Below are 24,658 nucleotides of genomic sequence, written 5' to 3' on the forward strand. Positions count from 1 at the left end.
CCGGATCTGGAAGGCGGGTAACCGCTGGAGGTGACCGGTACTAATAGGCCGAGGGCTTGTCCTCAGTTGCTCGCGTCCACTGTGTTAGTTCTGAGGCAACGACTGTGTCATTTTCCGGTCGTAACTTCATAGTGTTTCGGTGGTCATAGCGTGAGGGAAACGCCCGGTTACATTCCGAACCCGGAAGCTAAGCCTTACAGCGCCGATGGTACTGCAGGGGGGACCCTGTGGGAGAGTAGGACACCGCCGAACTCCTTTTAGAGCTCCGGCTCTTGGGCACCAGCCCAAGGGCCGGAGCTTTTTTGCGTTGAGGTAGGGTCAGGGGGCATCGTCGGCACATTTCCCACAGGAGGCCCCCGGGTGGAGGTCCAGGAGACCCGGGTCCAGACGGACCGGGTCCTCACCATCCCCAACATCCTCAGCATGGCGCGGCTCGTTGGGGTGCCGCTCTTCCTGTGGCTGATCCTCAGGCCCGAGTTCGGAGGGCCCAAGAGTGACACCTGGGCGCTGCTGGTACTGGCTCTGAGCGGGATCAGCGACTACCTGGACGGCAAGCTCGCCCGGCGGTGGAACCAGATCAGCAGCCTCGGCCGGCTGCTCGACCCCGCGGCCGACCGCCTCTACATTCTCTCGACTCTGGTCGGCCTCACCTGGCGCGAGATTCTGCCAATCTGGTTGACGGCTGCACTGCTCTTGCGAGAGCTGGTGCTCCTGGTGATGGTGGGCATCCTCAGGCGTCACGGTTATCCGCCGCCCCAGGTGAACTTCCTCGGCAAGGCCGCCACCTTCAACCTGATGTACGCGTTCCCGCTGCTCCTGCTCAGTGACGGAACTGGATGGATCTCGTCACTCGCTGCTATTTTCGGATGGGCGTTCGCCGGATGGGGTACAACGCTGTACTGGTGGGCAGGAGTGCTCTACGTGGTACAAGTCCGCCGCCTGGTCCGTGCGGACGCCAAGGCCGACTGAACTCGCCCATTGGCACGGCCGTAGCGGCTCGATGGCCCCCGGCATAAAAGTGCGGGACAATCTGGACGGGTGAAGTCGGCTAGACCGTATCTCTTAAGGAGGACGCTTCCGACATGAAGGCCGTCGTGATGGCCGGAGGCGAAGGCACACGCCTTCGTCCCATGACCTCGAGCATGCCCAAGCCGCTCCTGCCGGTGGTGAACCGGCCGATCATGGAGCACGTGCTGCGGCTGCTCAAAAGGCATGGGCTCAACGAGACCGTCGTCACCGTTCAGTTCCTGGCCTCACTGGTCAAGAACTACTTCGGTGACGGTGAAGAGCTCGGAATGGAGCTCACCTATGCCAATGAGGAGAAGCCACTCGGTACCGCCGGAAGCGTCAAGAACGCCGAAGAGGCGTTGAAGGACGATGCTTTCCTCGTTATCTCCGGTGATGCCCTGACCGACTTCGACCTCACCGAGCTCATCAACTTCCACAAGGAAAAGGGCGCGCTGGTCACCGTCTGTCTGACGCGTGTGCCCAACCCCCTCGAATTCGGCATCACCATCGTCGACGAGGAAGGCAAGGTCGAGCGCTTCCTGGAGAAGCCGACCTGGGGCCAGGTCTTCTCGGACACCGTGAACACGGGCATCTACGTCATGGAGCCCGAGGTCTTCGACTACGTCGACCCCGATGTGCCCGTGGACTGGTCCGGCGACGTCTTCCCGCAGCTGATGAAGGAAGGCAAGCCGGTCTACGGCTATGTCGCGGAGGGCTACTGGGAGGACGTCGGCACGCACGAGAGCTATGTGAAGGCACAGGCCGACGTCCTGGAGGGCAAGGTCGACGTCGAGATCGACGGCTTCGAGCTCTCCCCGGGCGTATGGGTGGCCGAGGGCGCCGAGGTGCATCCCGACGCCGTTCTGCGTGGTCCGCTGTACATCGGCGACTATGCCAAGGTCGAGGCCGGCGCGGAGATCCGCGAACACTCCGTCGTGGGCTCGAACGTCGTCGTGAAGAGCGGAGCCTTTCTGCACAAGGCCGTTGTGCACGACAACGTGTATGTGGGCCAGCAGAGCAATCTCCGTGGCTGTGTGGTCGGGAAGAACACCGACATCATGCGCGCGGCTCGTATCGAGGACGGCGCGGTCATCGGTGACGAGTGCCTCATCGGCGAGGAATCGATCATTCAGGGGAATGTACGGGTCTACCCGTTCAAGACCATCGAAGCCGGTGCCTTCGTCAACACCTCGGTCATCTGGGAGTCCCGGGGCCAGGCGCATCTCTTCGGCGCCCGTGGCGTCTCCGGCATCCTCAACGTCGAGATCACCCCGGAACTCGCGGTCCGGCTGGCAGGCGCCTATGCGACGACCCTCAAGAAGGGTTCGACCGTCACCACCGCCCGTGACCACTCCCGTGGCGCGCGGGCGCTGAAGCGGGCGGTGATCTCCGCGCTGCAGACCAGCGCCATCGACGTACGCGACCTGGAGAACGTACCGCTGCCCGTGGCGCGGCAGCAGACCGCGCGGGGGAGTGCCGGCGGGATCATGATCCGGACCACGCCCGGGGTGCCGGACTCCGTGGACATCATGTTCTTCGACGGGCAGGGTGCGGACCTTTCGCAGGGCGGTCAGCGAAAGCTGGACCGGGTGTTCGCGCGGCAGGAGTACCGGCGGGCGTTCCCCGGCGAGATCGGGGACCTGCACTTCCCCGCCAGCGTCTTCGATTCGTACACCGGTTCACTGTTGCGGAACGTCGACATCACCGGCATCTCCGAGGCCGGGCTGAAGGTCGTCGTGGACGCGTCGAACGGCAGCGCCGGGTTGGTGCTGCCGAGCCTGCTCGGGAAGCTCGGCGTGGACTCGCTGACGATCAACCCGGGGCTCGACGAGTCCAGGCCGACGGAGACGGCGGATACCCGGCGGTCGGGGTTGGTGCGGCTCGGCGAGATCGTGGCGTCCGCGCGGGCCGCGTTCGGCGTGCGGTTCGACCCGGTGGGTGAGCGGTTGTCCCTCGTCGACGAGAAGGGGCGGATCATCGAGGACGACCGGGCGCTGCTCGTCATGCTCGATCTGGTCGCCGCTGAGCGGCGCAGCGGCCGGGTGGCGCTGCCGGTGACCACTACGCGGATCGGCGAGCAGGTGGCGGCGTACCACGGCACGCAGGTCGAGTGGACGACCACCTCGCCCGATGATCTGACCAGGGTCGGACGCGACGACTCGACGATCTTCGGTGGTGACGGCAAGGGCGCCTTCATCATCCCGGAGTTCAGCAGCGTCTTCGACGGTACGGCGGCCTTCGTACGGCTGATCGGACTGGTCGCGCGGACCCAGCTGACGCTCAGCCAGATCGACGCGCGGATTCCGCGGGCGCATGTCCTGAAGCGGGATCTGGCCACCCCGTGGGCCGTCAAGGGGCTGGTGATGCGCAGGGTCGTGGAGGCGGCGGGCGATCGCTTTGTCGACACGACGGACGGTGTCCGGGTCGTCGAGACCGACGGACGCTGGGTGATGGTCCTGCCGGACCCCGCGGAGGCGGTCACGCACCTGTGGGCCGAGGGTCCCGACGACGCGTCCGCGCAGGCCCTGCTGGACGAGTGGTCGGCGGTCGTGGACAGCGCCGGCCGCTGAACCACGCACGCGTGCGTGCCGGACATGTGTCCCCAAGGGGGCCTGTCCGGCACGCCGATGGGGCCATTCGGAGGTAGGGGCCGCGACGTGCGACGATGTGCGGCATGCCGCAGCAGCCCCCCATTCGGAGCACCCCCACGCGCCCGTCGCGCCCGGACGCCTCCATGTCGCTGCTCACCAACGTCATGGACCACAGCCTCGACGACGGCTACGCCGAGGCCGCGGCCCGCAAGAAGGCCGCCGGCGACGCCGAGTTGCCCAAGACACTGCGGGCGAGGCTGGGTCTGGCCGTCGGCCTGGTGCTCGCCGCTCTCGTGGTCACCGTCGGGGCGGCGCAGGCGCGGGTGGCCGCCCCGGTCGTGGCCAAGGAGCGCGAGGAGCTCATCGACCGTATCGACCGCGAGACCGAGACGGCGGACAAGCTCGAGGAGAGCGTCGACCAGCTGCGTGACGATGTCAGCACGCGGCAGCGCGAGGCTCTCAAGCAGAGTGGCGACAGTGGCCAGGCCGATCTCGTGGACATCCTGTCGGGTGCCGTGGAGGTACACGGCCCGGGCGTCAAACTGGTCGTGAACGACGCCAAGGAAGCCAGTACGGGCGGCGACGGGAACCCGCGTGAGACGTCGGGGTTCTCCGACACCGGGCGGGTGCGCGACCGTGACATGCAGCGGGTCGTGAACGGGCTGTGGGAGTCCGGCGCCGAAGCCGTCTCCGTCAACGGACAGCGGCTGACCGCGCTGTCGGCGATCAGGGCCGCGGGTGACGCGATACTGGTCGACAACAAGCCGCTTGTTCCGCCCTATACGGTGCTTGCCGTGGGTGACGGGCAGCGGCTGAGCACCAGGTTCCAGGACAGTGCCGACGGGCTGTATCTGCACGCCCTGGAAGAGAACTACGGCATCCGGACCGCCATCTCCGTGGAGGACGACCTCCGGCTGCCGGCCGCACCGAGTGTGATCGTACGTACAGCAGAGCCGAGAACTGAGAAGGGCACATCGTGATCGCCGTACTGGGCCTCGTCGTGGGAGTCGTGGCCGGCCTGTTGGTCCGGCCTGAGGTTCCGGCGGTTGTCGAGCCTTATCTGCCGATCGCCGTCGTGGCGGCGCTCGACGCCGTCTTCGGGGGACTGCGGGCCATGCTGGACGGCATCTTCGACGACAAGGTGTTCGTCGTGTCGTTCCTGTCGAACGTGGTCGTGGCCGCTCTGATCGTGTTCCTGGGCGACAAGTTGGGCGTGGGTGCCCAGCTGTCGACGGGTGTCGTCGTCGTGCTCGGCATCCGGATCTTCTCGAACGCCGCGGCGATCCGCCGGCACGTCTTCCGGGCGTGAGGCCGATGAGCGAACCGGAAGAGACGCCCGGAAACAGGTTGCGCAAGGAACTGCCCGAGGAACTCCCGGCGACCTCTCCCGGGCAAGCGGAGGCTCAGGAGCCGGAACCCGGGCTCACCGGCCGTCGGAGGCTGGTGCAGGGGCTGTGGCCGCCGCGTGTGACGCGGGCCCAACTCATCGTCGCGGTACTGCTGTTCGGCCTCGGGTTCGGTCTCGCGGTCCAGGTGGCGTCCAACAGCGACAGCGACAGTGCGCTTCGGGGAGCGCGGCAGGAAGATCTCGTACGCATCCTCGATGAACTGGACGACCGTACTCAGCGTCTTGAAGACGAGAAGCAGGGCCTCGAGAAGCAGCGGGACGAGCTGGAGAACAGCTCTGACCAGGCAGAGGAGGCCCGCAAGCAGACGGTCGAGAAGGAGCGGCAACTCGGCATCCTCGCGGGCACCGTGGCCGCGCAGGGGCCGGGCATCACGATGACGATCGAGGACACCAAGGGGACGGTCGAGGCGGACATGCTGCTCGACGCGATCCAGGAACTGCGAGCGGCCGGGGCGGAGGCGATCCAGGTGAACGGCGTACGGGTCACCGCGGGCACCTATCTGTCGGATTCGGACAAGAGCGTGAGCGTCGACGGGAACAAGATCACCGCGCCGTTTCGTTTCAAGGTCATCGGCAATCCGCAGGACCTCGAACCGGCGCTGAACATCCCTGGAGGTGTGGTGCAGACTCTCGAGAAGGAGCAGGCCACCGTCGCCGTCGAGCGGTCGGACAAGATCGTCGTGGACGCCTTGCGAGCCGCGAAGCGGCCTGACTACGCTCGGTCGTCCTCCCGGTGAACCGGCGGCGCATGGGGGGCAATCGGCCAGGGCATGAGGTTGCGGGGGGTCGGCGCACCGAATGGGTGGTGCGTGGTGGAAACTGTCTGGTGGAAACGGACGTTGTGAGGGTGTCCGGGTCGACCGGTGTGTTCAATCAGGGTTCGTCCTGCCCCACGGGCGGGTCTGTTTCGGTCAAGGGGAATCGCCCGTGAAGTTGTTTGCGAAGTTGTTCGGCAAGAGCGCGCGAGAAGGTAGCGACAACGCGACCGCTCGTCATCGCGCACAGCCCGACGCTGAGGGTCAGCGCCCGCTGTTCCGGGACCAGGTCGCCGGTCAGGGTGGTGACGTTTCCGGAGGTCAGGGCGTGCCGTCTGTTGACCCTGCCCAGTCCGGCGGCATAGGTTTCGGGCAGCCGTCAACCTCAAGTACGGGTGGAGGGTTTTCCCCTATGTCGGCCCTGGTGTGTACGAGGTGCGGTAACCGCAACGCGGAGAACAGCCGCTTCTGCTCCAACTGTGGCGCTCCGCTGCGGGCCGGGGCCGTGCCCGAGCGTCCCTCGGAGACGACCTCCACCATCTCCATCTCGGGACTCGAGGCCTACGACTCCGAGGTCACCGGCCAGACGCAGATGCCGGCGCTCTCGCCGGAGGCACAGGCGGCCGTCGACGCGCTTCCGCTGGGCTCGGCGCTCCTGGTGGTGCGCCGCGGGCCGAACTCGGGCAGCCGCTTCCTGCTGGACGGCGAGCTCACCACGGCCGGCCGCCACCCGCAGAGCGACATCTTCCTCGACGACGTCACGGTCTCGCGCCGGCACGTGGAGTTCCGCCGCGGTCAGGACGGCTCGTTCACGGTGTCCGACGTGGGCAGTCTCAACGGCACGTACGTCAACCGCGAGCGGATCGACTCGGTCGCTCTGAACAACGGCGACGAGGTGCAGATCGGCAAGTACCGGCTGGTGTTCTACGCGAGCCAGCAGGGCTACTGACCCTCCCAGGGAAGGTCCATGCTTCAAACACCGAGCGGCGGTGCCGGCCACGGCACCGCCGCCACGGACAGTGGGCTGATGAGCATCGGCACAGTGCTGAACGTGCTGCGCGACGAGTTCCCCGAAGTCACGATCTCCAAGATCCGTTTCCTGGAGTCCGAGGGCCTCATCGAGCCGCAGCGGGCCCCCTCCGGGTACCGCAAGTTCAGCAACCGGGACGTCGAGCGCCTCGGCCACGTCCTGAGGATGCAGCGGGACCACTATCTGCCGCTCAAGGTGATCCGGGAGCACCTGGACGCCATGGAGCGCGGCGAGGCCGTCGCCCTGCCCACAGTGGGCCGCCAACGGGACGGAGAAACGGTCCTGGAGGTCTCCGAGGGCCCCACCGTGGCCCGGATCGGCCGGGCCGAGCTGCTCGCCGCCGCCGAGATCGACGAGCCGCAGCTGGCGGAGTGGGAGGCGTACGGCCTCATCACGCCGCTGCCGGACGGGGCCTACGACGCCGAGGCGGTGACGGTGGCGGCACTTGTCGTGGAGCTCGGGCGGTTCGGGATCGAGCCGCGGCATCTGCGGGCGATGAAGGCGGCCGCCGACCGTGAGGCCGGGCTCGTGGACCAGGTCGTGGCCCCGCTGAAGCGCCACCGCAACCCGCAGACCCGCGCACACGCCGAAGCCCGCGCCAAGGAACTCGCGGGGCTGACCGTGAAGCTGCACGCGGCACTTGTGCAGACCGCGCTCGGCGTGCGCCTGCCCTGAGGGCGCCGGGGGCCGGATCGTCACCCGTTTCCTGCCCGACTACCCAAACGTCCCGGGCACGGCCTAGGGTTGCTGTGTGAACGAGCTCGATGTCGTAGGTGTCCGGGTCGAAATGCCCTCCAACCAACCGATCGTGCTCCTGCGTGAAGTGGGAGGCGACCGCTACCTCCCCATCTGGATCGGGCCGGGGGAGGCGACGGCCATCGCCTTCGCGCAGCAGGGCCTGGCCCCCGCACGACCGCTCACCCACGACCTGTTCAAGGACGTGCTGGAGGCGGTCGGCCAGGAGCTCACCGAAGTGCGCATCACGGACCTGCGTGAGGGCGTCTTCTACGCGGAGCTGGTCTTCGCCAGCGGGGTCGAGGTGAGCGCGCGGCCGTCCGACGCCATAGCGCTGGCCCTGCGCACCGGGACGCCGATCTACGGCAGCGACGGAGTGCTCGACGACGCCGGTATCGCCATTCCGGACGAGCAGGAGGACGAGGTGGAGAAGTTCCGCGAGTTCCTCGACCAGATCTCCCCCGAGGACTTCGGCACCAGCAGTCAGTGAGACGGATGCGGCCGAGCCGGCGGATCAGTGGTCCGTGACGGCTCGGCCGTGTCCGGTCGTCACGGAAATGCCGGCATTTGCCCCCGCCGCGTGAGAGCGTCCTGCGGCCCGTCCGGAGCGCAACCCGCTAGCCTTTCCCCGCGGTGGGGTACGGGAAACCACTCCTAGGGTGATTATCACTCGGCGTGCCGAGTGTGGCGATCGTTGACGCACCCCTGGTGACTGCCTACCGTCGAGAAGGCAGGTCAAGGACGGAGGTCGGCGTGAGAAGCAGCGGCGACGGTACGGCTGGGGGTGCCCCCGGACGGAGTCTCGGGGCAAGCGGTCCGTACCCTCCCCCAAGCTCTCAACTGCGTTCGAGTTGGGGGGATCCCCATCACGGCAGCCCGTTTCAGGGCAGCGCGGCCGATCACGCTCCGCAGCGACCGGCGGCCGTGCCGGACAGCGGAGGGGCGACGTCCATGGCGTCCGAGGAGATCGGCTATCGCGGCCCTACGGCCTGCGCGGCGGCCGGCATCACCTACCGGCAACTCGACTACTGGGCGCGCACCGGGCTCGTGGAGCCGAGCGTGCGGCCCGCTCACGGGTCGGGGACGCAGCGGCTCTACAGTTTCCGGGACGTCGTCGTCCTGAAGATCGTCAAGCGGTTCCTCGACACCGGTGTGTCGCTGCAGAACATCCGCACCACGGTCCAGCACCTGCGTGAGCGCGGTTTCCAGGACCTGGAGCGCATGACGCTCATGAGCGATGGGGCCACGGTCTACGAGTGCACCTCGCCCGACGAGGTGCACGCGCTGCTCCAGGGTGGCCAGGGGATCTTCGGGATCGCCGTGGGCGTGGTGTGGCGGGACGTCGAGAGCGCCCTGTCGCAGCTGCACGGGGAGCGCATCGACACCGGCGAGACGCTCATCGGACACAACCCGGCGGACGAGCTGGCCAGGCGCCGCAACCGGGCGGTCTGACGCCTGCCCCGCTCGCATCGGCGGGGCATTGTCAGTGGCGTAGGGCAGCATCGGACATGTGAGAAAAGCGCCCACGATCCTGCATCTCGACATGGATGCCTTCTACGCCTCGGCGGAGCAGGCTTCCAAGCCGAGTCTGCGCGGGAAGGCGGTCGTCGTGGGCGGGCTGGGGCCGCGCGGTGTGGTGGCCACCTCGTCCTACGAGGCCCGGGTGTTCGGGGTGCATTCGGCGATGCCCATGGCGCAGGCGAGACGGCTCGCGCCGAACGCCGCGTATCTCGTGCCGCGCTTCGGGTTCTACAAGGCGATCAGCGAGCAGGTGATGGCGCTGCTGCGGGCGCTGTCGCCGCTGGTGGAGCCACTGAGCCTGGACGAGGCGTTCGTCGATCTGGAGGCCGGTGGAGCGGCCTGGGACGAGGCGTCGGCGCGACTGGTCGGGGCGAAGCTGCGGGCCGACATACGGGCCGGGACAGGCCTCACGGGCTCGGTGGGGCTGGCCGCGTCCAAGATGCTCGCGAAGATCGCCTCCGAGCAGGCCAAGCCGGACGGGCTGGTGGTGATCGAGCCGGGCACCGAGCGGGCGCTGCTCGGGCCCTTGTCGGTGCGGACCCTGCCCGGGGTGGGGCCGGCGACCGGCGACCATCTGCGGCGGGCCGGGATCCATACCGTCGACGAGATCGTCGAGGCGGGGGAGGACGAGCTCGTACGGCTGCTCGGGAAGGCGCACGGGCACGGGCTGTACGCCATGGCGCTGGCGCGGGACGAGCGGGCCGTGGTGGCGGAGCGGGAGACGAAGTCGGTGTCGGTGGAGGACACGTACGACGTGGACATCCATGACCGGGTTCGGGTGGGGCTCGAGGTGCAGCGGTTGGCGGACCGGTGTGTGCGCAGGCTGCGGGAGGCCGGGCTGTCGGGGCGGACCATCGTGCTGAAGGTGCGGCGGTACGACTTCTCGACGCTGACGCGGTCCGAGACCCTGCGGGGGCCCACGGATGATCCTGCCGTGGTGAAGGAGGCCGCCCTGCGGTTGCTGGAGGGCGTCGACTCGACGGGGGGTGTGCGGTTGCTGGGCGTGGGGGCTTCCGGGCTTGCCGACTTCACTCAGGAGGATCTGTTCGCCCAGGCGGCGGGGGAGGCAGCGGATCCCGGGGTCGAGGAGGTGGCTGATGACGTTCCTGGCGAGGAGCGGGACGTGGTGGTCGAGCGGCGGTGGGTCGCCGGGCATGACGTGCGGCACGCCGAGTACGGGCACGGGTGGGTGCAGGGGAGCGGGCTGGGGAGGGTGACCGTGCGGTTCGAGACGCCGGATTCGGAGCCGGGGCGGGTGCGGACGTTCCGTGTCGATGATCCTGGGCTTGAGTCGGCCGAGCCGTTGCCGTTGGTCGAAGTGACGGGTTCACGTCCGCAACACGCGTGACGGGTTCGTTGGCGGGCGCGGATGGCCCCCGTGGGGCTGACCCGTTGTGGCGGCCGACGGGGCCGTGGTGGGGCGGTTGACGGGCCTTGTGCTGCGAAGAGGTCAGGCCTCCGCGTCTCCCGTGCCGGCCAGCTTGCCGAAGTCCCGGTCCGGGAAAGGGGGTGGGGCGGCCAGGTCGAGGCCGTAGTGGTGGTAGAGCTGGAGTTCCTGCTCGGGGGAGAGGTGGCGGCCCACGCCGAAGTCGGGGGCGTCCTTGATGAGGCTGCGGTCGTAGGGGACGTGCAGGGTGCCGTCGACCAACTCGCTCGGCTCCAGGGGGACGAAGGCGTCCCGGGAGAAGAGGCCGGTGCGTATGGCAGCCCACTCCGGCACGCCCGTCGCGTCGTCGAGGTAGACCTCGTCAACGGTGCCGATCTTGGTGCCGTTGCGGTCGAACGCCTTGCGGCCGATCAGGTTGCGCGGATCGATGTCGGTCTGCACGTGCCCTCCACTTGGTCGCAACTCATCCGAAGCGGTCGTAAACACTACGAAAGAGCACATCGGGGTGTGCGGCCACTCGAAGACTCGTGCGGCGACCTCGCTGGTAGGCTTGCCAGCGGCTGCTGATCCCGTGCGGGAGAGTCCTCCGGACACCATCGGAGGCGCCGAAGGAGCAAATCCTCCCCGGAATCTCTCAGGCTCACGTACCGCACGGACGAGGTCACTCTGGAAAGCAGGGCGGGTGTCGACGGCTTCCGCTCTCACCGACGGGGAAAGCCGGCGGCCTTCGGGCGGCCGGTGAAGCTCTCAGGTCGAGATGACAGAGGGGGAGGCCGTCGGGGTACCCGTGCCGGGGTACCCCTCGAAGGTCGCGTCAGACCAGGAGGCCTCCGCAATGACCGCCCACCGCATTCCGCTCTCCGAGCTCGAACAGGGCATCCCCTTCGAGCAGCGTCACATCGGCCCTGATCACGAGGCTTGCGCCAAGATGCTCGCGCAGGTCGGCTACGGCTCGCTGGACGAGCTCACGGCCGCAGCCGTGCCCGATGTGATCAAGAACGCCGATGCGCTGGAACTGCCCGGTGCGCGCACCGAGGCCGAGGTGCTGGCCGAGCTGCGGTCGCTGGCCGACCGGAACCAGGTGCTCGACTCCATGATCGGACTCGGGTACTACGGCACCTTCACTCCGCCCGTCATCCTCCGTAACGTCATGGAGAACCCGGCCTGGTACACGGCCTACACGCCGTATCAGCCGGAGATCTCGCAGGGGCGGCTCGAGGCTCTGCTCAACTTCCAGACCATGGTCGCCGACCTCACCGGGCTGCCGACCTCCGGTGCCTCGCTGCTCGACGAGGGGACCGCGGCGGCCGAGGCCATGGCACTGTCCCGCCGGATGGGGAAGAACAAGAAGGGCCTCTTCCTCGTCGACGCCGACACGCTGCCGCAGACCATCGCCGTGATCCAGACCCGCGCCGAGCCGACCGGTCTGGAGGTCGTCGTCGCCGACCTCAGCGACGGGATCCCGGCCGAGGTCGCCGGGCGTGAGATCAACGGGGTGCTCGTCCAGTACCCCGGCGCCTCCGGGGTCGTACGGGACATCAAGCCGCTCATCGACCAGGCTCACGAGCTCGGTGCGCTCGTGACCGTGGCCGCCGATCTGCTGGCGCTGACCCTGCTGAAGTCGCCGGGCGAGCTCGGGGCGGACATCGCGGTCGGGACCACGCAGCGGTTCGGTGTTCCGATGGGATTCGGCGGGCCGCACGCCGGATACATGGCCGTCCAGGAGAAGTTCGCCAGGAGCCTGCCCGGGCGGCTCGTGGGCGTGTCCGTGGACGCCGACGGCAACAAGGCCTACCGGCTCGCGCTGCAGACGCGTGAGCAGCACATCCGCCGGGAGAAGGCGACCAGCAACATCTGCACCGCGCAGGTGCTGCTCGCGGTCATGGCCGGGATGTACGCCGTGTACCACGGGCCCGACGGACTGAGGGGCATCGCGCGGCGGACGCACCGGTACGCGAACATCCTCGCCGCGGGGCTGACGGCCGGCGGGGTCGAGGTCGTGCACGGCTCCTACTTCGACACGCTGACCGTGCGCGTGCCCGCGAAGGCCGCCGAGGTCGTCGCCGCGGCGCGGCAGAACGGCGTCAACCTCCACCTCGTCGACGCCGACCATGTGTCCGTCGCCTGTGACGAGACCACCGCGCGGGCCCAGCTGAGTGCCGTGTGGAACGCCTTCGGAGTCGAGGCCGACATCGAGGCGCTGGACGCGGCCACCGAGGAGGCGCTGCCGGACGCGCTGCTGCGCGGCGACGCCGTCCTCACCCACCCCGTCTTCCACCAGCACCGCTCCGAGACCGCGATGCTGCGCTACCTGCGCAGGCTGGCCGACCGGGACTACGCGCTGGACCGCGGCATGATCCCGCTGGGCTCCTGCACCATGAAGCTCAACGCGACCACGGAGATGGAGCCGGTCACCTGGCCCGAGTTCGGGCAGCTGCACCCCTTCGCGCCCGCCGAGCAGGCGCAGGGCTACCTCACGCTCATCCGCGAGCTGGAGGAACAGCTCGCCGAGGTCACCGGGTACGACAAGGTGTCGCTGCAGCCCAACGCGGGGTCGCAGGGCGAACTGGCCGGGCTGCTCGCCGTACGCGGGTACCACCGGGCCAACGGTGACGAGCAGCGGACCGTGTGTCTGATCCCGTCGTCCGCGCACGGGACCAATGCCGCCAGTGCCGTGATGGCGGGCATGAAGGTCATCGTCGTCAAGACCGCCGAGGACGGTGAGATCGACGTCGAGGACCTGCGGGCCAAGATCGAGCAGTACCGCGACGAGCTGTCGGTGCTGATGATCACGTACCCCTCGACGCACGGGGTGTTCGAGGAGCACGTCGCCGACATCTGCGCCCAGGTGCACGAGGCGGGCGGGCAGGTGTACGTCGACGGGGCCAACCTCAACGCTCTGGTGGGGCTGGCCAAGCCGGGGCACTTCGGCGGTGACGTCTCCCACCTGAACCTGCACAAGACCTTCTGCATCCCGCACGGGGGCGGCGGTCCGGGCGTCGGTCCGGTCGGCGTGCGGGCGCACCTGGCGCCGTATCTGCCGAACCACCCGATGCAGCCCGCGGCCGGCCCGGAGACGGGCGTGGGGCCCATCTCGGCCGCTCCCTGGGGTTCCGCGGGCATTCTGCCGATCTCGTGGGCGTACGTCCGGCTCATGGGCGGTGAGGGGCTCAAGCGGGCCACTCAGGTGGCGGTGCTCTCCGCCAACTACATCGCCAAGCGGCTCGAGCCGCACTACCCCGTGCTCTACACCGGCCCCGGCGGGCTGGTCGCGCACGAGTGCATCATCGACCTGCGGCCGCTGACCAAGGCGACCGGGGTGAGCGTCGACGACGTGGCCAAGCGGCTCATCGACTACGGCTTCCACGCGCCGACCATGTCGTTCCCGGTGGCCGGGACCCTGATGATCGAGCCGACCGAGTCCGAGGACCTGACCGAACTCGACCGGTTCTGCGCGGCGATGATCGCCATTCGCGGAGAGATCGAGAAGGTCGGCACCGGGGAGTGGGCCGCCGACGACAACCCGCTGCGCAACGCCCCGCACACCGCCGGCGCGCTGGGCGGCGAGTGGGAGCACGCGTACACCCGTGAGGAGGCCGTGTTCCCGGCCGGGGTGTCGGTCGCGGACAAGTACTGGCCGCCGGTGCGGCGGATCGATCAGGCCTTCGGTGACCGGAACCTGGTGTGTTCGTGCCCGCCGCTGGACGCGTACGAGGACTGACCCGATGCGATGAGGGCCCCGTTTCGGCGGGGCCCTTTCTCGTTGCGCCGGGGCCTACTCCCTCGCCAGTGACACCTCTGTCGACTTGATGAGGGCGACCACGGGGGTGCCGACGGCCAGGGCGAGGTCCGTCGCGGAGTCCGCGGTGATCGCGGAGGTGAACTCGCCGCCCTCGACGGCGATCTTCACCGTGGCCATGGCGGCGCCGGTGGCCACGGCGGTGACCGTGCCCGGGAGCTGATTGCGGATGGACAGGCCCCGGACCGGGGCGGTGGCGAGGGAGACCTCCGTCGACTTCACCAGGGCGCGCACGGAAGAACCCGGGGTGAGGCCGAGATCCTCCACGGCATCGAGGGTGATCGCGGCCGTGAGGTCCTGCCCGCCGTCGAGGCGGATCTTGACCGTCGCCATGGCCTCGCCCCGGGTGACGGTGGTGACGGTTCCGGGGAGCTGGTTGCGGATGCTCAGGATCATGGGCATCAACTTAGGGCCGTACGCGGCTCATGTCGGGTATCTGTGGGTCAGCCGGTGTGGACGCGGGGACGGCGGGCCCGGTCGGGTTCCGCCTCGCGCAGGACCTCCCGGGTGACGGGGGCGACCTCGCCCTGGCCGAAGAGGAAGAAGCGCAGGAACTGGTGGAAGGGGCTGCCCTCGGTCCATTCGAAGTAGATGTGGGGGATGCAGCCGGTGATGTCGCGGACATGCAGGAGGAGGGCGGCCAGGGCGTTCGGGATGGAGGAGGACTCCAGGGTCAGGACGCGGTAGCGGCCGTGCAGGACCTCCCCGCGGACGGTCAGGCCCGCCTCGAACTCGGAGGGGTCCAGGACGGTTACCTCGACGAAGACGAAGTCCTCGCCGGGGATGTCGTTGTCGGCCCGGATCTGTTCGATCTTTTCGCGGTATTCGGCCTGGTCCCGCTGGTCGGGTTCGTTGGCGATGAAGCGGATCTTGCGGCTGGCGATGTCCCGGATGAAACGTTCCGCCATGGCGTCCAGCCGCACGCTGGTCACGCGCAGCTCGAAGGCACGGGCCAGCCGGGAGAGCAGGGAGACGAGGATGATGCCGGCGATGAAGCAGGCGCCGATCTTGACGCCGTCGGGGCGTTCGATGACGTTCGCGACGGTGACGTAGAGAAAGACCGCCGAGATGACCGCGAAGCCGATCGTCCAGCCCCGCTGGACGGCCTTGCGGGCCGCGATGGTCACCGCGATCGCCGCGGAGCTGATGAGGACCAGGACGCCGGTGGCATAGGCGCCGCCCTGGGCGTCGACGTCGGCATCGAAGATCCATGTGACCAGGAAGCCGATGAGGGTGAACACGATGACCATGGGGCGTACGGCGCGGGCCCAGTGCGGGGCCATGCCGTAGCGGGGCAGGTAGCGGGGCATCAGGTTGAGCAGGCCGGCCATCGCGGAGGCGCCGGCGAACCACAGGATGGCGATGGTCGAGATGTCATAGACCGTGCCGAAGACGCCGCCCAGGTAGTTGTGTGCGAGGTACGCGAGGGCGCGGCCGTTGGCCTGGCCGCCCGACTCGAACTCCTTCTCCGGGATCAGAAGGGTGGTGATGAAGCTGGTGGCGATCAGGAAGACGCTCATGATCAGGGCGGCGGCGGTGAGCAGTTTCTTGGTGTCGTGGATCCGGCCGGTCGGACGCTCCTCGGTGTCGCCGGCCTCGCCCTTGACGTGTGGCATGACCGCGACGCCGGTCTCGAAGCCGGACAGGCCCAGCGCGAGCTTGGGGAAGACGAGCAGGGCCACGCCGACCATGGCGAACACGTTGCCGTGCTCGGCGGTCAGGGCGCTGGACCAGTCCGTGATCACATGCCCTGCCGTGACGACGTGCCACAGACCGACCGCGACCACCACGACGTTGAGACCGAGATACAGGCCGACCAGGGCGACCGCGACACCGATCGCTTCCAGGAACCCCTTGAGGAAGACCGCGCCGAGCAGGGCGACCAGGACGAGGGTGATCAGCATCTTCTGGTCGTGCAGGGCGCCGGTCAGATGGGGGTTCTCGATCAGGTGGGTCGAGGCGTCCGCCGCGGACAGCGTGATGGTGATCAGGAAGTCGGTGGCGGCGAAGCCGAGCAGGGTCAGGACGAAGAGCTTGCCCTGCCAGAAGGACAGCAGGCGCTCCAGCATGGCGATGGAACCCTCACCGTGAGGGCTCTCCTCGGCCACGCGGCGGTAGACCGGCAGGGCGCCGGCCAGGGTGACCAGGACGAGCACGATGGTGGCGACGGGGGAGAGGAGGCCGGCCGCGAGGGCGGCGATGCCGGGCTGGTAGCCGAGGGTGGAGAAGTAGTCGACGCCGGTCAGGCACATCACCCGGTACCAGGACTGACCCTGGTGCGGGGGTTCGGGTTGGGCGTGCGGGCCCGTGTGGCCGCCGCCCTTGCCCATGTCGGACAGACCCTCCAGCATCCACGAACGCAGACGACCGGAGGGTGGGTCTTCGGTGAGGGCCATCGGGGGTGCTCCTGGCGTGCTGCTCGGCTCGGATCCGGCCGCCCGTCTGACGGCGGGAACAGCGTAAGCGGAGAGTGATGTTCGGGCCTCTGGCTGGAGGGTCTACGGGCGTCAAACTTCCGTTAAGACTCGGGTCGTGGGGTCCGGCGGCGGGTGATGGGCCAGATGAGGGGGACGCATGTTCCCGTGCGAGCCGTGTGGGTGGGACGGCGGACGTGGACACGCAGAGTCATGGCGGGACCGGGGAATTACGGCGGGCGCGAAGCCCTTGAGGGGCGGCACGAACGTGCGCCAGAGACCTGGCGGCGCCGAGGGGCCGGGGACGGCGACGCCGCCGCACACGAACGGGGACGTCACTGCCGGTCACCCCGCCCTGGCCGGGGCAAGCCCTTCTGGGACCAGGTGATGCGGTCCGTGGGGAATCTCCGCGCGGACCGCTTCGTAATGTTCGCCCGGGCTACCGAATGTTTCGGCTGCCCCGACGGGTCGGATGGCGTCAGATGTGTGGTGCCCCGGCCGGCGGAGGTTACCCCCGGCCCGGTGCGCTGCGGGCCGATCCGGTCCCTGTCGCGGGCTCGGTGCGTGGTCGCCGCGAGGTGCCCACGCCCGGATGTCCCGGCGCCGGAGGGAGCCGCGTGAAGCGCCGCGGATCGGCGCCCGCACGGCAAGTGTTCGTACGGCAAGCGGTCCTGTTCTTCGAAGCAGGCCCTTCCGGGGGTGAGTTGGCGACTCGATCCGCGAACATTCCCCCCGCACAGGGGGTTGCCACCGTTCCGTAGCTGTCTCTAGGGTGCGGCAGCAGCGAAGCTTTCTGGATCTATTCCGAAACTTTCGGACCGCAGGACGGACAAGGACGGCTCCGTCCCGTACTCAAGGAGCGCATCATGGGCGACCCGGCACTGTCCCGCCGTGGCTTTCTGGCGGCGTCCGCCGCGGCCGGTCTGGGCATGACGACACTGACCGGCTGTGGCGGCGACTCGGACGGAGGATCGTCCGACGGGACCACCACGGTGGAGTGGTGGAACATCTCCACCACCGAACCGGCGAAGAGTGTCTGGGCGGCCCTCGCCAAGAAGTTCGAGGCCGCGAACCCCAAGGTCAAGATAAAGATCGTTCAGCTGGAGAACGACGCCTACAAGTCGAAGATGACGGCGCTGACCGCCTCCGGGAAGCTCCCCGACATCTTCCACACCTGGGGCGGCGGCGTCCTGAAGCAGCAGGTCGACGCGGGGCTCGTCGAGGACCTGACCGACCGGACCAAGCCGTGGGCCGACGGTCTGCTGAAGGTCACCAAGGAGCCGTACATCCTCGACGACAAGGTCTACGGCATTCCCTTCGACATGGGCATGATCGGTTTCTGGTACAACAAGAAGCTCTTCCAGCAGGCCGGTGTCAGCGAACCCCCCACCACCTGGGGCGGCTTCCTGGAGGCCGTGAGCAAGCTGAAGTCGAAGAACATCACGCCCATCGCCCTCGCGGGCAAGGAGAAATGGCCCGGCATGTACTACTGGGCCTACCTCGCGATGCGCACCGCCGGTATCGACGCCCTCCAGAAGGCCAGCGAGGACAAGGACTTCACCGGCGCCGGGTTCGTCGAGGCCGGCCGGCACCTCAAGGAACTCGTCGCCCTCCAGCCCTTCCAGAAGGGCTTCCTCAACGCCGCCTACTCCACCCCCACCGGCCAGGCGGCGGCCGTCGGCAACGGCAAGGCGGCCATGGAACTCATGGGCCAGTGGGCCCCGTCCGTGGAGGCCGACTCCGGCAAGGGGCTCGGCAACGACCTGGGCTTCTTCCCCTTCCCCGCGGTCGAGGGCGGCAAGGGCGCGATCACCGAGGTGTTCGGCGGCGGCGGCGGACACGCCCTGCGCCGGGGCGCCCCGCAGGCGGCCGTCGACTTCCTGAAGTTCTTCGCCTCCGAGGCCACCGAGCTGGAACTGGTCAAGAAGACCAGCATCCTTCCCGTGCTCCCGAACGCGGAGAAGGCCATGACCGACCCCAACCTCAAGCTCGTACAGGCCCAGTTGAAGGCCGCCACCGGCTTCCAGCTCTATCTCGACCAGGCGTACGCGCCCGCCGTGGGCCAGGAGGTCAACGACAGCGTGGCCGCGCTGATCGCCGGCTCCAAGTCCCCGGAACAGGTCGCCCAGTCGATCACGCAGACCGCGAAGGAAGAGCAGTAGCCCGCGATGACCTCCACGTTCCTCGCAGACAAGCGGAGCGGTCCGGGCACCGAACTCCCGCCCCCGGAATCGGTCAGGGCCCGGGGGCGGGGCCGTCGGCGCGTCATGCACTGGCTGACCGCGGTCAGTTTCCAACTGCCCGCCCTGGTGCTGTTCATCGGCATGGTCCTGCTGCCGATGCTGTTCGCGCTGTACGCCGCCTTCTTCCGCTGGGGCGGCTTCGGCATGCCCTCCGACTACATCGGCACGGACAACTTCACCCAGCTCTTCGACAACCCGGTCTTCCTGGGCGACCTGTGGCGCTGCCTGGTCCTGGTCGTGCTGTCCCTCGCGTTCCAGCTGCCGTTCGCGCTCGCCATGGCGGTCCTCCTCAACCAGAAGCTGCGCGGCAGAGCCGTCTACCGGATGCTGTTCTTCGCCCCCTACGTCCTGTCCGAGGCGATCACCGGCGTGCTGTTCAGCATGGTCTTCGCCCCGGACTCCGGACTCGCCGACCACATCTTCGGCGCGGTCGGCCTGGACGGCTTGGGCGGGCTGTGGTTCGCCGATCCCTCCTACGTCATGGCGACGCTCTTCCTGGTCATGATGTGGAAGTACTTCGGCTTCCACATGATGCTCTACCTGGCCGGACTCCAGTCCATCCCACGGGAGTTGACCGAGGCGGCCCTCATCGACGGCGCCAGTGCCTGGCAGCGTTTCCGCAACGTCATCCTGCCGCTCCTCGCGCCCACCCTGCGGATCAGCGTCTTCCTGTCCGTCATCGGTTCCATCCAGCTCTTCGACCTGGTGTGGGTGGTCACCCAGGGCGGCCCCGACCACCACTCCGAGACCATGGCCGTGACCATGTTCCAGTACGGCTTCAAGCGCTACCAGGTCGGCTACGCCAGCGCGATCAGCGTGGTCATGTTCGGCATCTGTCTCGTCTTCGCCCTCGCCTACCAACGGTTCGTGCTCCGCCGCGACCTCGAAGGGGCCACCACGACGATGAGGGGGGACGGCCGATGACCGCCCGCAACAGCACCGCTCGGACCCTGCCCCTGCACCTGGTCCTCATCGCCGTCGGCGCGGTGATGGTCGTACCCCTGGTGTACGCCGTCCTGTCCGGTTTCAAGTCCACCGACGAGCTCTCCAGCAACCCCTTCGGGCTGCCGAAGCACTGGCGGACCGGCAACTACACCGACATCCTGGCCGGCTCGGACTTCTGGCGGCTGCTCGGCAGCAGCACCCTGATCGCGGTCGGTACGACCGTGTTGGTGGTCGCCGCGTCCGCGCTGGCCGCGTTCTCCTTCGCGCGGTTCGCCTTCCGCGGCCGGGAGGCTCTGTTCACGCTCTTCACCATGGGGCTGATGTTCCCCTTCGCGGTGGCGGTGCTCCCGCTGTTCCTGCTCCTGCGCTCGCTCGGTCTGCTGGACAACCCACTGGGCGTGATCCTGCCGCAGGCCGCCTTCGGACTGCCGATGACGATCATCATCCTGCGAGCCTTCTTCCGGGAGATCCCCGGTGAGCTGGAGGAGGCGGCGACTCTCGACGGGTGCAGCCCGTTCGGCTTCTTCTGGCGGGTGCTGCTGCCCATGGCACGGCCCGCGCTCGGCACGGTCTCGGTGCTCGCCGTCGTCACCAGCTGGAACAACTTCATGCTGCCGCTGCTGGTGTTCACCGACAACACCTGGTGGACGCTCCCCATCGGTGTGCAGCAGTTCCAGGGCCAGTACTCCGCGGAGTACGCCCGCGTCTTCGCCTATCTCGTCCTGGCGATGGTTCCCGCCCTCGCCTTCTACTCGGTCGCCGAGCGCCAGCTCGTCGGCGGCCTCGCCGCGGGCGCGACGAAGGGATGACCCCGGCGCCTTCGGCAGTACGGCTCACACCCACCCGCACGTGAGGAGTCGCACCACATGCGCAAGAACCGTCTCAGACTCGCCGGAGCCCTCGCGGCCGTCCTGGTCGCCGCGGGCATCGCCACCGGGCCCGCCGCCCAGGCCCACGGCAAGCCGCAGACCCTCGCCGACCTCGCCGAGCGTCACGGCCGCTACTTCGGCAGCGCCACCGACAACCCCGAGCTTGTCGACGAGCCGTACAAGAAGATCCTCGGCAGCGAGTTCGACCAGATCACGCCCGGCAACGGCATGAAGTGGTACGCCACCGAACCCCAGCCGGGTGTCTTCGACTGGACCGCGGGCGACGAGATCGTCAACCTCGCCCGCGCGCACCACCAGAAGGTGCGCGGCCACACCCTCGTCTGGCACAGCCAGCTGCCCGACTGGATCACCTCGCGGGAGTGGACGGCGGCCGAGCTGAGGCCCGTACTGAAGAAGCACATCCAGACAGAGGTACGGCACTACCGGGGCAAGGTGTTCGCCTGGGACGTCGTCAACGAGGCCTTCAACGAGGACGGCACCTACCGGGAGACCGTCTTCTACAAGACCCTCGGCCCCGGTTACATCGCCGACGCCCTGCGCTGGGCCCGCCAGGCCGACCCCAAGGTCAAGCTCTACCTCAACGACTACAACATCGAGGGGATCGGGGCGAAGAGCGACGCCTACTACAACCTGGCCAAGCAGCTGAAGGCGCAGGGCGTACCGCTCGACGGCATCGGTCTTCAGGCCCATCTGGCGCTCCAGTACGGCTATCCGACCACGCTGGAGGACAACCTGCGCCGCTTCTCCAAGCTGGGCCTCGACACCGCGCTCACCGAGGTCGACATCCGGATGATCCTGCCCGCGACCGAGGAGAAGCTGGCCCAACAGGCCGACTGGTACGCCGACGTGACCGACGCGTGCCTCGCGGTGCGGCGGTGCGTCGGCATCACCATCTGGGACTACACCGACAAGTACTCCTGGATCCCGGCGTTCTTCGACGGCGAGGGCGCCGCGCTGCCCTGGGACGAGCAGTTCCAGCCGAAGCCGGCGTACTACGCGATCCGGGCGGCGCTGAAGTAGGGGCTGGGTGGTTGCGGCGCCTCGGCTGTCCTGCCGGGGCGCCGGCGCCGACGGACGGGTGGGATCGACGGTCCAACGGGGGGCAGGAGAACTGGCTGTGCCCACGTGGCCGGCCGGGGTTCGCCAGATGCGGCGAGCCCCTGGTGCTGCCGAGCCGGTGCACGGAGGCCTCTTCGCGCAGGTGGGTGCGGCGGTGTCGGGCGGCATCGCCGTGGGCCGTCGGGCAGTGGCCGGTGGTGTCGTGCTCGACCGCCCCGCCAGCCCGGTCCCGGGCTCCACCGCCGTGCGACCGCACCGCCAGTTCGCTCCAGTCCCGCGCGCGATGAGTCCCCGCAGGAGTTCCTCGCGGGCCGGTTCGAGGACTCTGTCGGGATGTCAGACCGTGGCCGGTGGTGCCGTGCTGGAGCGGATCACCAGCTCGGTGCCCAGTTCCACGCGGGGTGAGTGCGGGTGTTCGGCGCGGGCCAGTTCGAGGACTGTGCGAGCGGCCAGCTTGCCCATGTCGGCGAGGGGTTGGCGCACGGTCGTCAGCGGGGGTGCCGACCAGCGGACTTCCGGAAGGTCGTCGAAACCCACCACGCTCATGTCCTCCGGCACCCGCAGCCCACGTCTCCTCAGCGCCTCGATGGCGCCGAGGGCCATCTGGTCGCTGGCCGCGAACACGGCGGTCGGCGGGTCGGGCAGGTCGAGGAGCTTCTCGCACCCCGCGAAACCGGACTCCGGGTGAAAGTCGCCCGGCACGACCAGCGCCTCGTCGAGGGTGAGCCCGGCGCCTTCGAGGGCCGCGCGGTAGCCGTCGAGGCGGGCCCGGGAGCACAGCAGCCTCGGTGGTCCTGCGATCAGGCCGATCCTGCGGTGGCCCAGCGACAGCAGATGTTCGGTGGCCGCGAGCCCTCCCGACCAGTTGGCGGCGCCGATGGTCGGGGCGTCCAGCGCGGGTGAGCCGGCCGGGTCGACGACCACCAACGGGACGCCGAGGGCGCGCAGTTCGTCATGGAGGACCGTGTCCAGCGCCGAGGTGACCAGGATGACCCCGCCGGAGGCGCGGGCGCGCAGGTTGCGCATCCACTCGCGGGCGTCGCCCGAGCGGTCGTGGATCGCGGAGACCACCGTGCCGACGCCCTCCGCGTGGGCGACCTCCTCGACCCCGCGGATGATCTCCACGGCCCAGGGGCTGTCGAGGTCGTTGAAGACCAGGTCGAGCAGGGCGACACGGGCGCCGGGGGCCGGGGGACGCTTCCGGTAGCCGTGGCGCTGGAGCAGTTCCTCGATCCGGGCGCGGGTGTGCGGGGACACGTCCGACCGGCCGTTGACCACCCGGGACACCGTCGGCACCGAGACTCCGGCCTGCCGGGCGATCTCCGTGATGGTGACCCTGCCCCGGGGCTCGGCGCCGGCCTCGCCTGCTGTCACTTGCCCACCTCCGCGTCGGAGCCTCGAAAGCGTCGAGCTCGAAACTTCCAGGAGTCTTCCGGAAAAGTGGCCCCATATACAAGGCGTCACAGCGAGTGATCGCCGAGGAACATGCGTCGGGGCCGGTGCGCAGACGGCGCTGCGAGCCGGCCCCTCAAGGTCTCCGGGCGGTACGCGGCCCGCCCGGGCGTGCTCAGGCGGCCGTGGCCACCGCGAGCGGGCGGTGCGGGGCGATGACCCGACCGTCGGGCAGGAGCTCACCGGTGTCCTCGAAGAGCAGAACGCCGTTGCACAGCAGGCTCCAGCCCTGCTCCGGGTGGTGCGCCACGAGGCGGGCGGATTCCCGGTCGGCGGAGTCGGCTGTGGGACACGGTGACTGGTGCTGGCACATTGGTGGGATCTTTCGCTGTGTTGTGGTCATGACGTCCCCCGTCGTGATTACTCAGTCTGAACCCAGTGTTGCCCTACGGGCGTCAATCCGCAGGTATTTCGCATCACCACTTCTTCACAGGTTGGAGACGCATCACCCGGCCGGACGGTTCATCTCAACCGCACTGTCCCTTCGGGTGGTTGCAGGGGGCCGGAAAGGGCTAGTCCACCTGGACCGAGTCCCGCGTTCGGCTCGTCCGAGCCATTGTGCGCTCGTACGAGCAAATCCTTTCCGAGTGATCCCTGCGAATTTTCTACGACCGCAATGGCGCCCCGAACAGAGTCGTACCCCGCTACCCAAAATTCCGGGGCGGGGTACGAGCGTCCGGGGCGACGTTTCAAGCGGGTGAGCCGAGCAGCGGGGCCGGGGTCACCCGATGGGTCAGGACGGGGAGCAGTTCGGCGGCCCGGTGCGGGCGGTGGGCCGCGATGCCGGGCGGGGCGGGTGCCAGCGGGACGAGCAGGTCGGTGGCGGCGAGGCGGCCCGTGCCGGCGTCCGCCGCGCAGTCGCCGTGCAGCCACAGCGCGAGCATGTACAGGCCCGGGATGGACAGCAGGCGCGGTTGGTAGGCCTGCTGCATCACCTCCGCCTGCCGCAGCGCGCGCTCGGTGGACGCGATGTAGGGGCCCTCGAAGAAGTGCGAGAACGCCCAGCCGTCCGGGGTGAGCATGGTCTCCGCCGCTGCCACCGAGCGCTCGCCGCAGCGGATCAGGAAACGCCACCCGGTCAACCTGGTGGCGGTGCCGTCCAGGACGTGCACGGGCAGGGGGAGCTCGGGTGTGACGGGTCCCTGTGCGCGCAACAGGGAAGGGGTCCGGGCCTCGCGGACCGCGGTGGGCGAGGCGAGTGCGGTGAGGACGGAGCGAAGTGCTGGTGCAGGAGCCGGAGGGACATGCAGCGGCATGGTGGGTCGCCTCTCATTCGACAGGCACGGTGGCACGAGGGCGGGGGCGGACGACGCTGTCAGCTCACGGGTCAGAGAGGCGGGGGCCGGGGTCCGGTGACGCAGGTGCGGGTGAGGACTGCCGTACGTCACCCGACGGCAGGATCCAGGACCGCGGGTGCCAAC

20 protein-coding genes, 1 rRNA gene, 1 pseudogene and 1 riboswitch are annotated in these 24,658 nt (G+C 68.8%); of the genes and pseudogenes, 16 read left to right on the forward strand and 6 right to left on the reverse strand.

The window, feature by feature from the left end; translation table 11 throughout:
• The first annotated feature begins 135 nt into the window (after positions 1 to 135).
• The 11 genes and pseudogenes from rrf to ACIRP7_RS34215 all read left to right on the forward strand — a co-directional run bounded on the left by rrf (position 136) and on the right by ACIRP7_RS34215 (position 10,583).
• Positions 136 to 252: ribosomal RNA gene (rrf, locus tag ACIRP7_RS34165) — 5S ribosomal RNA — on the forward strand.
• Positions 253 to 360: 108 nt separating this feature from the next.
• On the forward strand, positions 361 to 969 hold the full coding sequence (locus tag ACIRP7_RS34170) for a CDP-alcohol phosphatidyltransferase family protein (protein ID WP_266567473.1): 609 nt from the start codon (positions 361 to 363) through the stop codon (positions 967 to 969).
• Between the two features lie 113 nt (positions 970 to 1,082).
• Positions 1,083 to 3,578 (forward strand): sugar phosphate nucleotidyltransferase, encoded by a 2,496-nt coding sequence (locus ACIRP7_RS34175; RefSeq protein ID WP_403667318.1) that lies wholly within the window; start codon positions 1,083 to 1,085, stop codon positions 3,576 to 3,578.
• Between the two features lie 95 nt (positions 3,579 to 3,673).
• Positions 3,674 to 4,579: a DUF881 domain-containing protein gene (locus ACIRP7_RS34180; protein WP_403667321.1), complete on the forward strand. Its 906-nt coding sequence runs from the start codon at positions 3,674 to 3,676 to the stop codon at positions 4,577 to 4,579.
• Complete coding sequence (locus ACIRP7_RS34185; protein ID WP_003988855.1) at positions 4,576 to 4,908, forward strand: small basic family protein; 333 nt, start codon at positions 4,576 to 4,578, stop codon at positions 4,906 to 4,908. Before ACIRP7_RS34180 ends, ACIRP7_RS34185 begins: the two co-directional genes overlap by 4 nt.
• 5 nt (positions 4,909 to 4,913) lie before the next feature.
• The gene (locus tag ACIRP7_RS34190; protein ID WP_403667323.1) at positions 4,914 to 5,744 is read left to right on the forward strand and encodes a DUF881 domain-containing protein; all 831 of its coding nucleotides are present in this window, start codon (positions 4,914 to 4,916) and stop codon (positions 5,742 to 5,744) included.
• Between the two features lie 61 nt (positions 5,745 to 5,805).
• Positions 5,806 to 6,711 carry an FHA domain-containing protein gene (locus ACIRP7_RS34195; protein WP_403667326.1) on the forward strand — a complete coding sequence of 302 codons (906 nt, stop codon included), beginning with the start codon at positions 5,806 to 5,808 and terminating at the stop codon, positions 6,709 to 6,711.
• An 18-nt stretch (positions 6,712 to 6,729) separates the two neighbouring features.
• On the forward strand, positions 6,730 to 7,467 hold the full coding sequence (locus ACIRP7_RS34200) for a MerR family transcriptional regulator (RefSeq protein ID WP_403667329.1): 738 nt from the start codon (positions 6,730 to 6,732) through the stop codon (positions 7,465 to 7,467).
• 76 nt (positions 7,468 to 7,543) lie between these two features.
• On the forward strand, positions 7,544 to 8,017 hold the full coding sequence (locus ACIRP7_RS34205; RefSeq protein ID WP_403667331.1) for a bifunctional nuclease family protein: 474 nt from the start codon (positions 7,544 to 7,546) through the stop codon (positions 8,015 to 8,017).
• A gap of 263 nt (positions 8,018 to 8,280) precedes the next feature.
• Positions 8,281 to 8,979, forward strand: coding sequence for a MerR family transcriptional regulator (locus ACIRP7_RS34210; protein WP_403667334.1), 699 nt, complete (start codon positions 8,281 to 8,283; stop codon positions 8,977 to 8,979).
• Between the two features lie 58 nt (positions 8,980 to 9,037).
• Positions 9,038 to 10,583, forward strand: a pseudogene (locus ACIRP7_RS34215) (DNA polymerase IV).
• Here ACIRP7_RS34215 and ACIRP7_RS34220 read toward each other — a convergent pair.
• Positions 10,499 to 10,876 carry a PRC-barrel domain-containing protein gene (locus ACIRP7_RS34220; protein ID WP_403667337.1) on the reverse strand — a complete coding sequence of 126 codons (378 nt, stop codon included), beginning with the start codon at positions 10,874 to 10,876 and terminating at the stop codon, positions 10,499 to 10,501. The pseudogene ACIRP7_RS34215 and the gene ACIRP7_RS34220 sit on opposite strands and share 85 nt — an antisense overlap.
• 123 nt (positions 10,877 to 10,999) lie before the next feature.
• A riboswitch (glycine riboswitch) is annotated at positions 11,000 to 11,095 on the forward strand.
• Between the two features lie 175 nt (positions 11,096 to 11,270).
• Between ACIRP7_RS34220 and gcvP the strand changes: the two genes are divergently transcribed.
• Positions 11,271 to 14,156 carry an aminomethyl-transferring glycine dehydrogenase gene (gene gcvP, locus ACIRP7_RS34225; protein ID WP_403667340.1) on the forward strand — a complete coding sequence of 962 codons (2,886 nt, stop codon included), beginning with the start codon at positions 11,271 to 11,273 and terminating at the stop codon, positions 14,154 to 14,156.
• A gap of 54 nt (positions 14,157 to 14,210) precedes the next feature.
• Here the strand turns inward: gcvP and ACIRP7_RS34230 are convergent, their stop codons facing one another.
• Together ACIRP7_RS34230 and ACIRP7_RS34235 are read right to left on the reverse strand one after the other, a co-directional pair.
• Entirely contained in the window at positions 14,211 to 14,630 is a 420-nt protein-coding gene (locus tag ACIRP7_RS34230) for a molybdopterin-binding protein (RefSeq protein ID WP_403667343.1), read from the reverse strand.
• Between the two features lie 47 nt (positions 14,631 to 14,677).
• On the reverse strand, positions 14,678 to 16,630 hold the full coding sequence (locus ACIRP7_RS34235) for an amino acid transporter (protein WP_403667346.1): 1,953 nt from the start codon (positions 16,628 to 16,630) through the stop codon (positions 14,678 to 14,680).
• An 884-nt stretch (positions 16,631 to 17,514) separates the two neighbouring features.
• Between ACIRP7_RS34235 and ACIRP7_RS34240 the strand changes: the two genes are divergently transcribed.
• Genes ACIRP7_RS34240 through ACIRP7_RS34255 form a run of 4 tightly spaced genes read left to right on the forward strand, consistent with a single transcriptional unit; the run spans position 17,515 to position 21,746 of the window.
• Positions 17,515 to 18,810: an extracellular solute-binding protein gene (locus ACIRP7_RS34240; RefSeq protein WP_403667349.1), complete on the forward strand. Its 1,296-nt coding sequence runs from the start codon at positions 17,515 to 17,517 to the stop codon at positions 18,808 to 18,810.
• A 6-nt stretch (positions 18,811 to 18,816) separates the two neighbouring features.
• A complete protein-coding gene (locus ACIRP7_RS34245) occupies positions 18,817 to 19,815 on the forward strand; it encodes a carbohydrate ABC transporter permease (RefSeq protein ID WP_403667352.1) in 999 nt (332 codons plus the stop codon).
• Entirely contained in the window at positions 19,812 to 20,645 is an 834-nt protein-coding gene (locus ACIRP7_RS34250) for a carbohydrate ABC transporter permease (RefSeq protein ID WP_403667355.1), read from the forward strand. Before ACIRP7_RS34245 ends, ACIRP7_RS34250 begins: the two co-directional genes overlap by 4 nt.
• A 57-nt stretch (positions 20,646 to 20,702) precedes the next feature.
• On the forward strand, positions 20,703 to 21,746 hold the full coding sequence (locus ACIRP7_RS34255; RefSeq protein WP_403667358.1) for an endo-1,4-beta-xylanase: 1,044 nt from the start codon (positions 20,703 to 20,705) through the stop codon (positions 21,744 to 21,746).
• Between the two features lie 375 nt (positions 21,747 to 22,121).
• Here the strand turns inward: ACIRP7_RS34255 and ACIRP7_RS34260 are convergent, their stop codons facing one another.
• The 3 genes from ACIRP7_RS34260 to ACIRP7_RS34270 form a co-directional block, all read right to left on the reverse strand.
• On the reverse strand, positions 22,122 to 23,159 hold the full coding sequence (locus tag ACIRP7_RS34260) for a LacI family DNA-binding transcriptional regulator (RefSeq protein ID WP_403667361.1): 1,038 nt from the start codon (positions 23,157 to 23,159) through the stop codon (positions 22,122 to 22,124).
• 193 nt (positions 23,160 to 23,352) lie between these two features.
• Positions 23,353 to 23,550, reverse strand: coding sequence for a DUF5999 family protein (locus ACIRP7_RS34265; RefSeq protein WP_403667364.1), 198 nt, complete (start codon positions 23,548 to 23,550; stop codon positions 23,353 to 23,355).
• 376 nt (positions 23,551 to 23,926) lie between these two features.
• A complete protein-coding gene (locus ACIRP7_RS34270; protein WP_403667366.1) occupies positions 23,927 to 24,493 on the reverse strand; it encodes a hypothetical protein in 567 nt (188 codons plus the stop codon).
• Between the last annotated feature and the right edge of the window lie 165 nt (positions 24,494 to 24,658).

It is taken from the genome of Streptomyces sp. NPDC102270, assembly GCF_044766405.1.
In the GTDB taxonomy this organism is placed as follows: Bacteria; Actinomycetota; Actinomycetes; order Streptomycetales; family Streptomycetaceae; genus Streptomyces.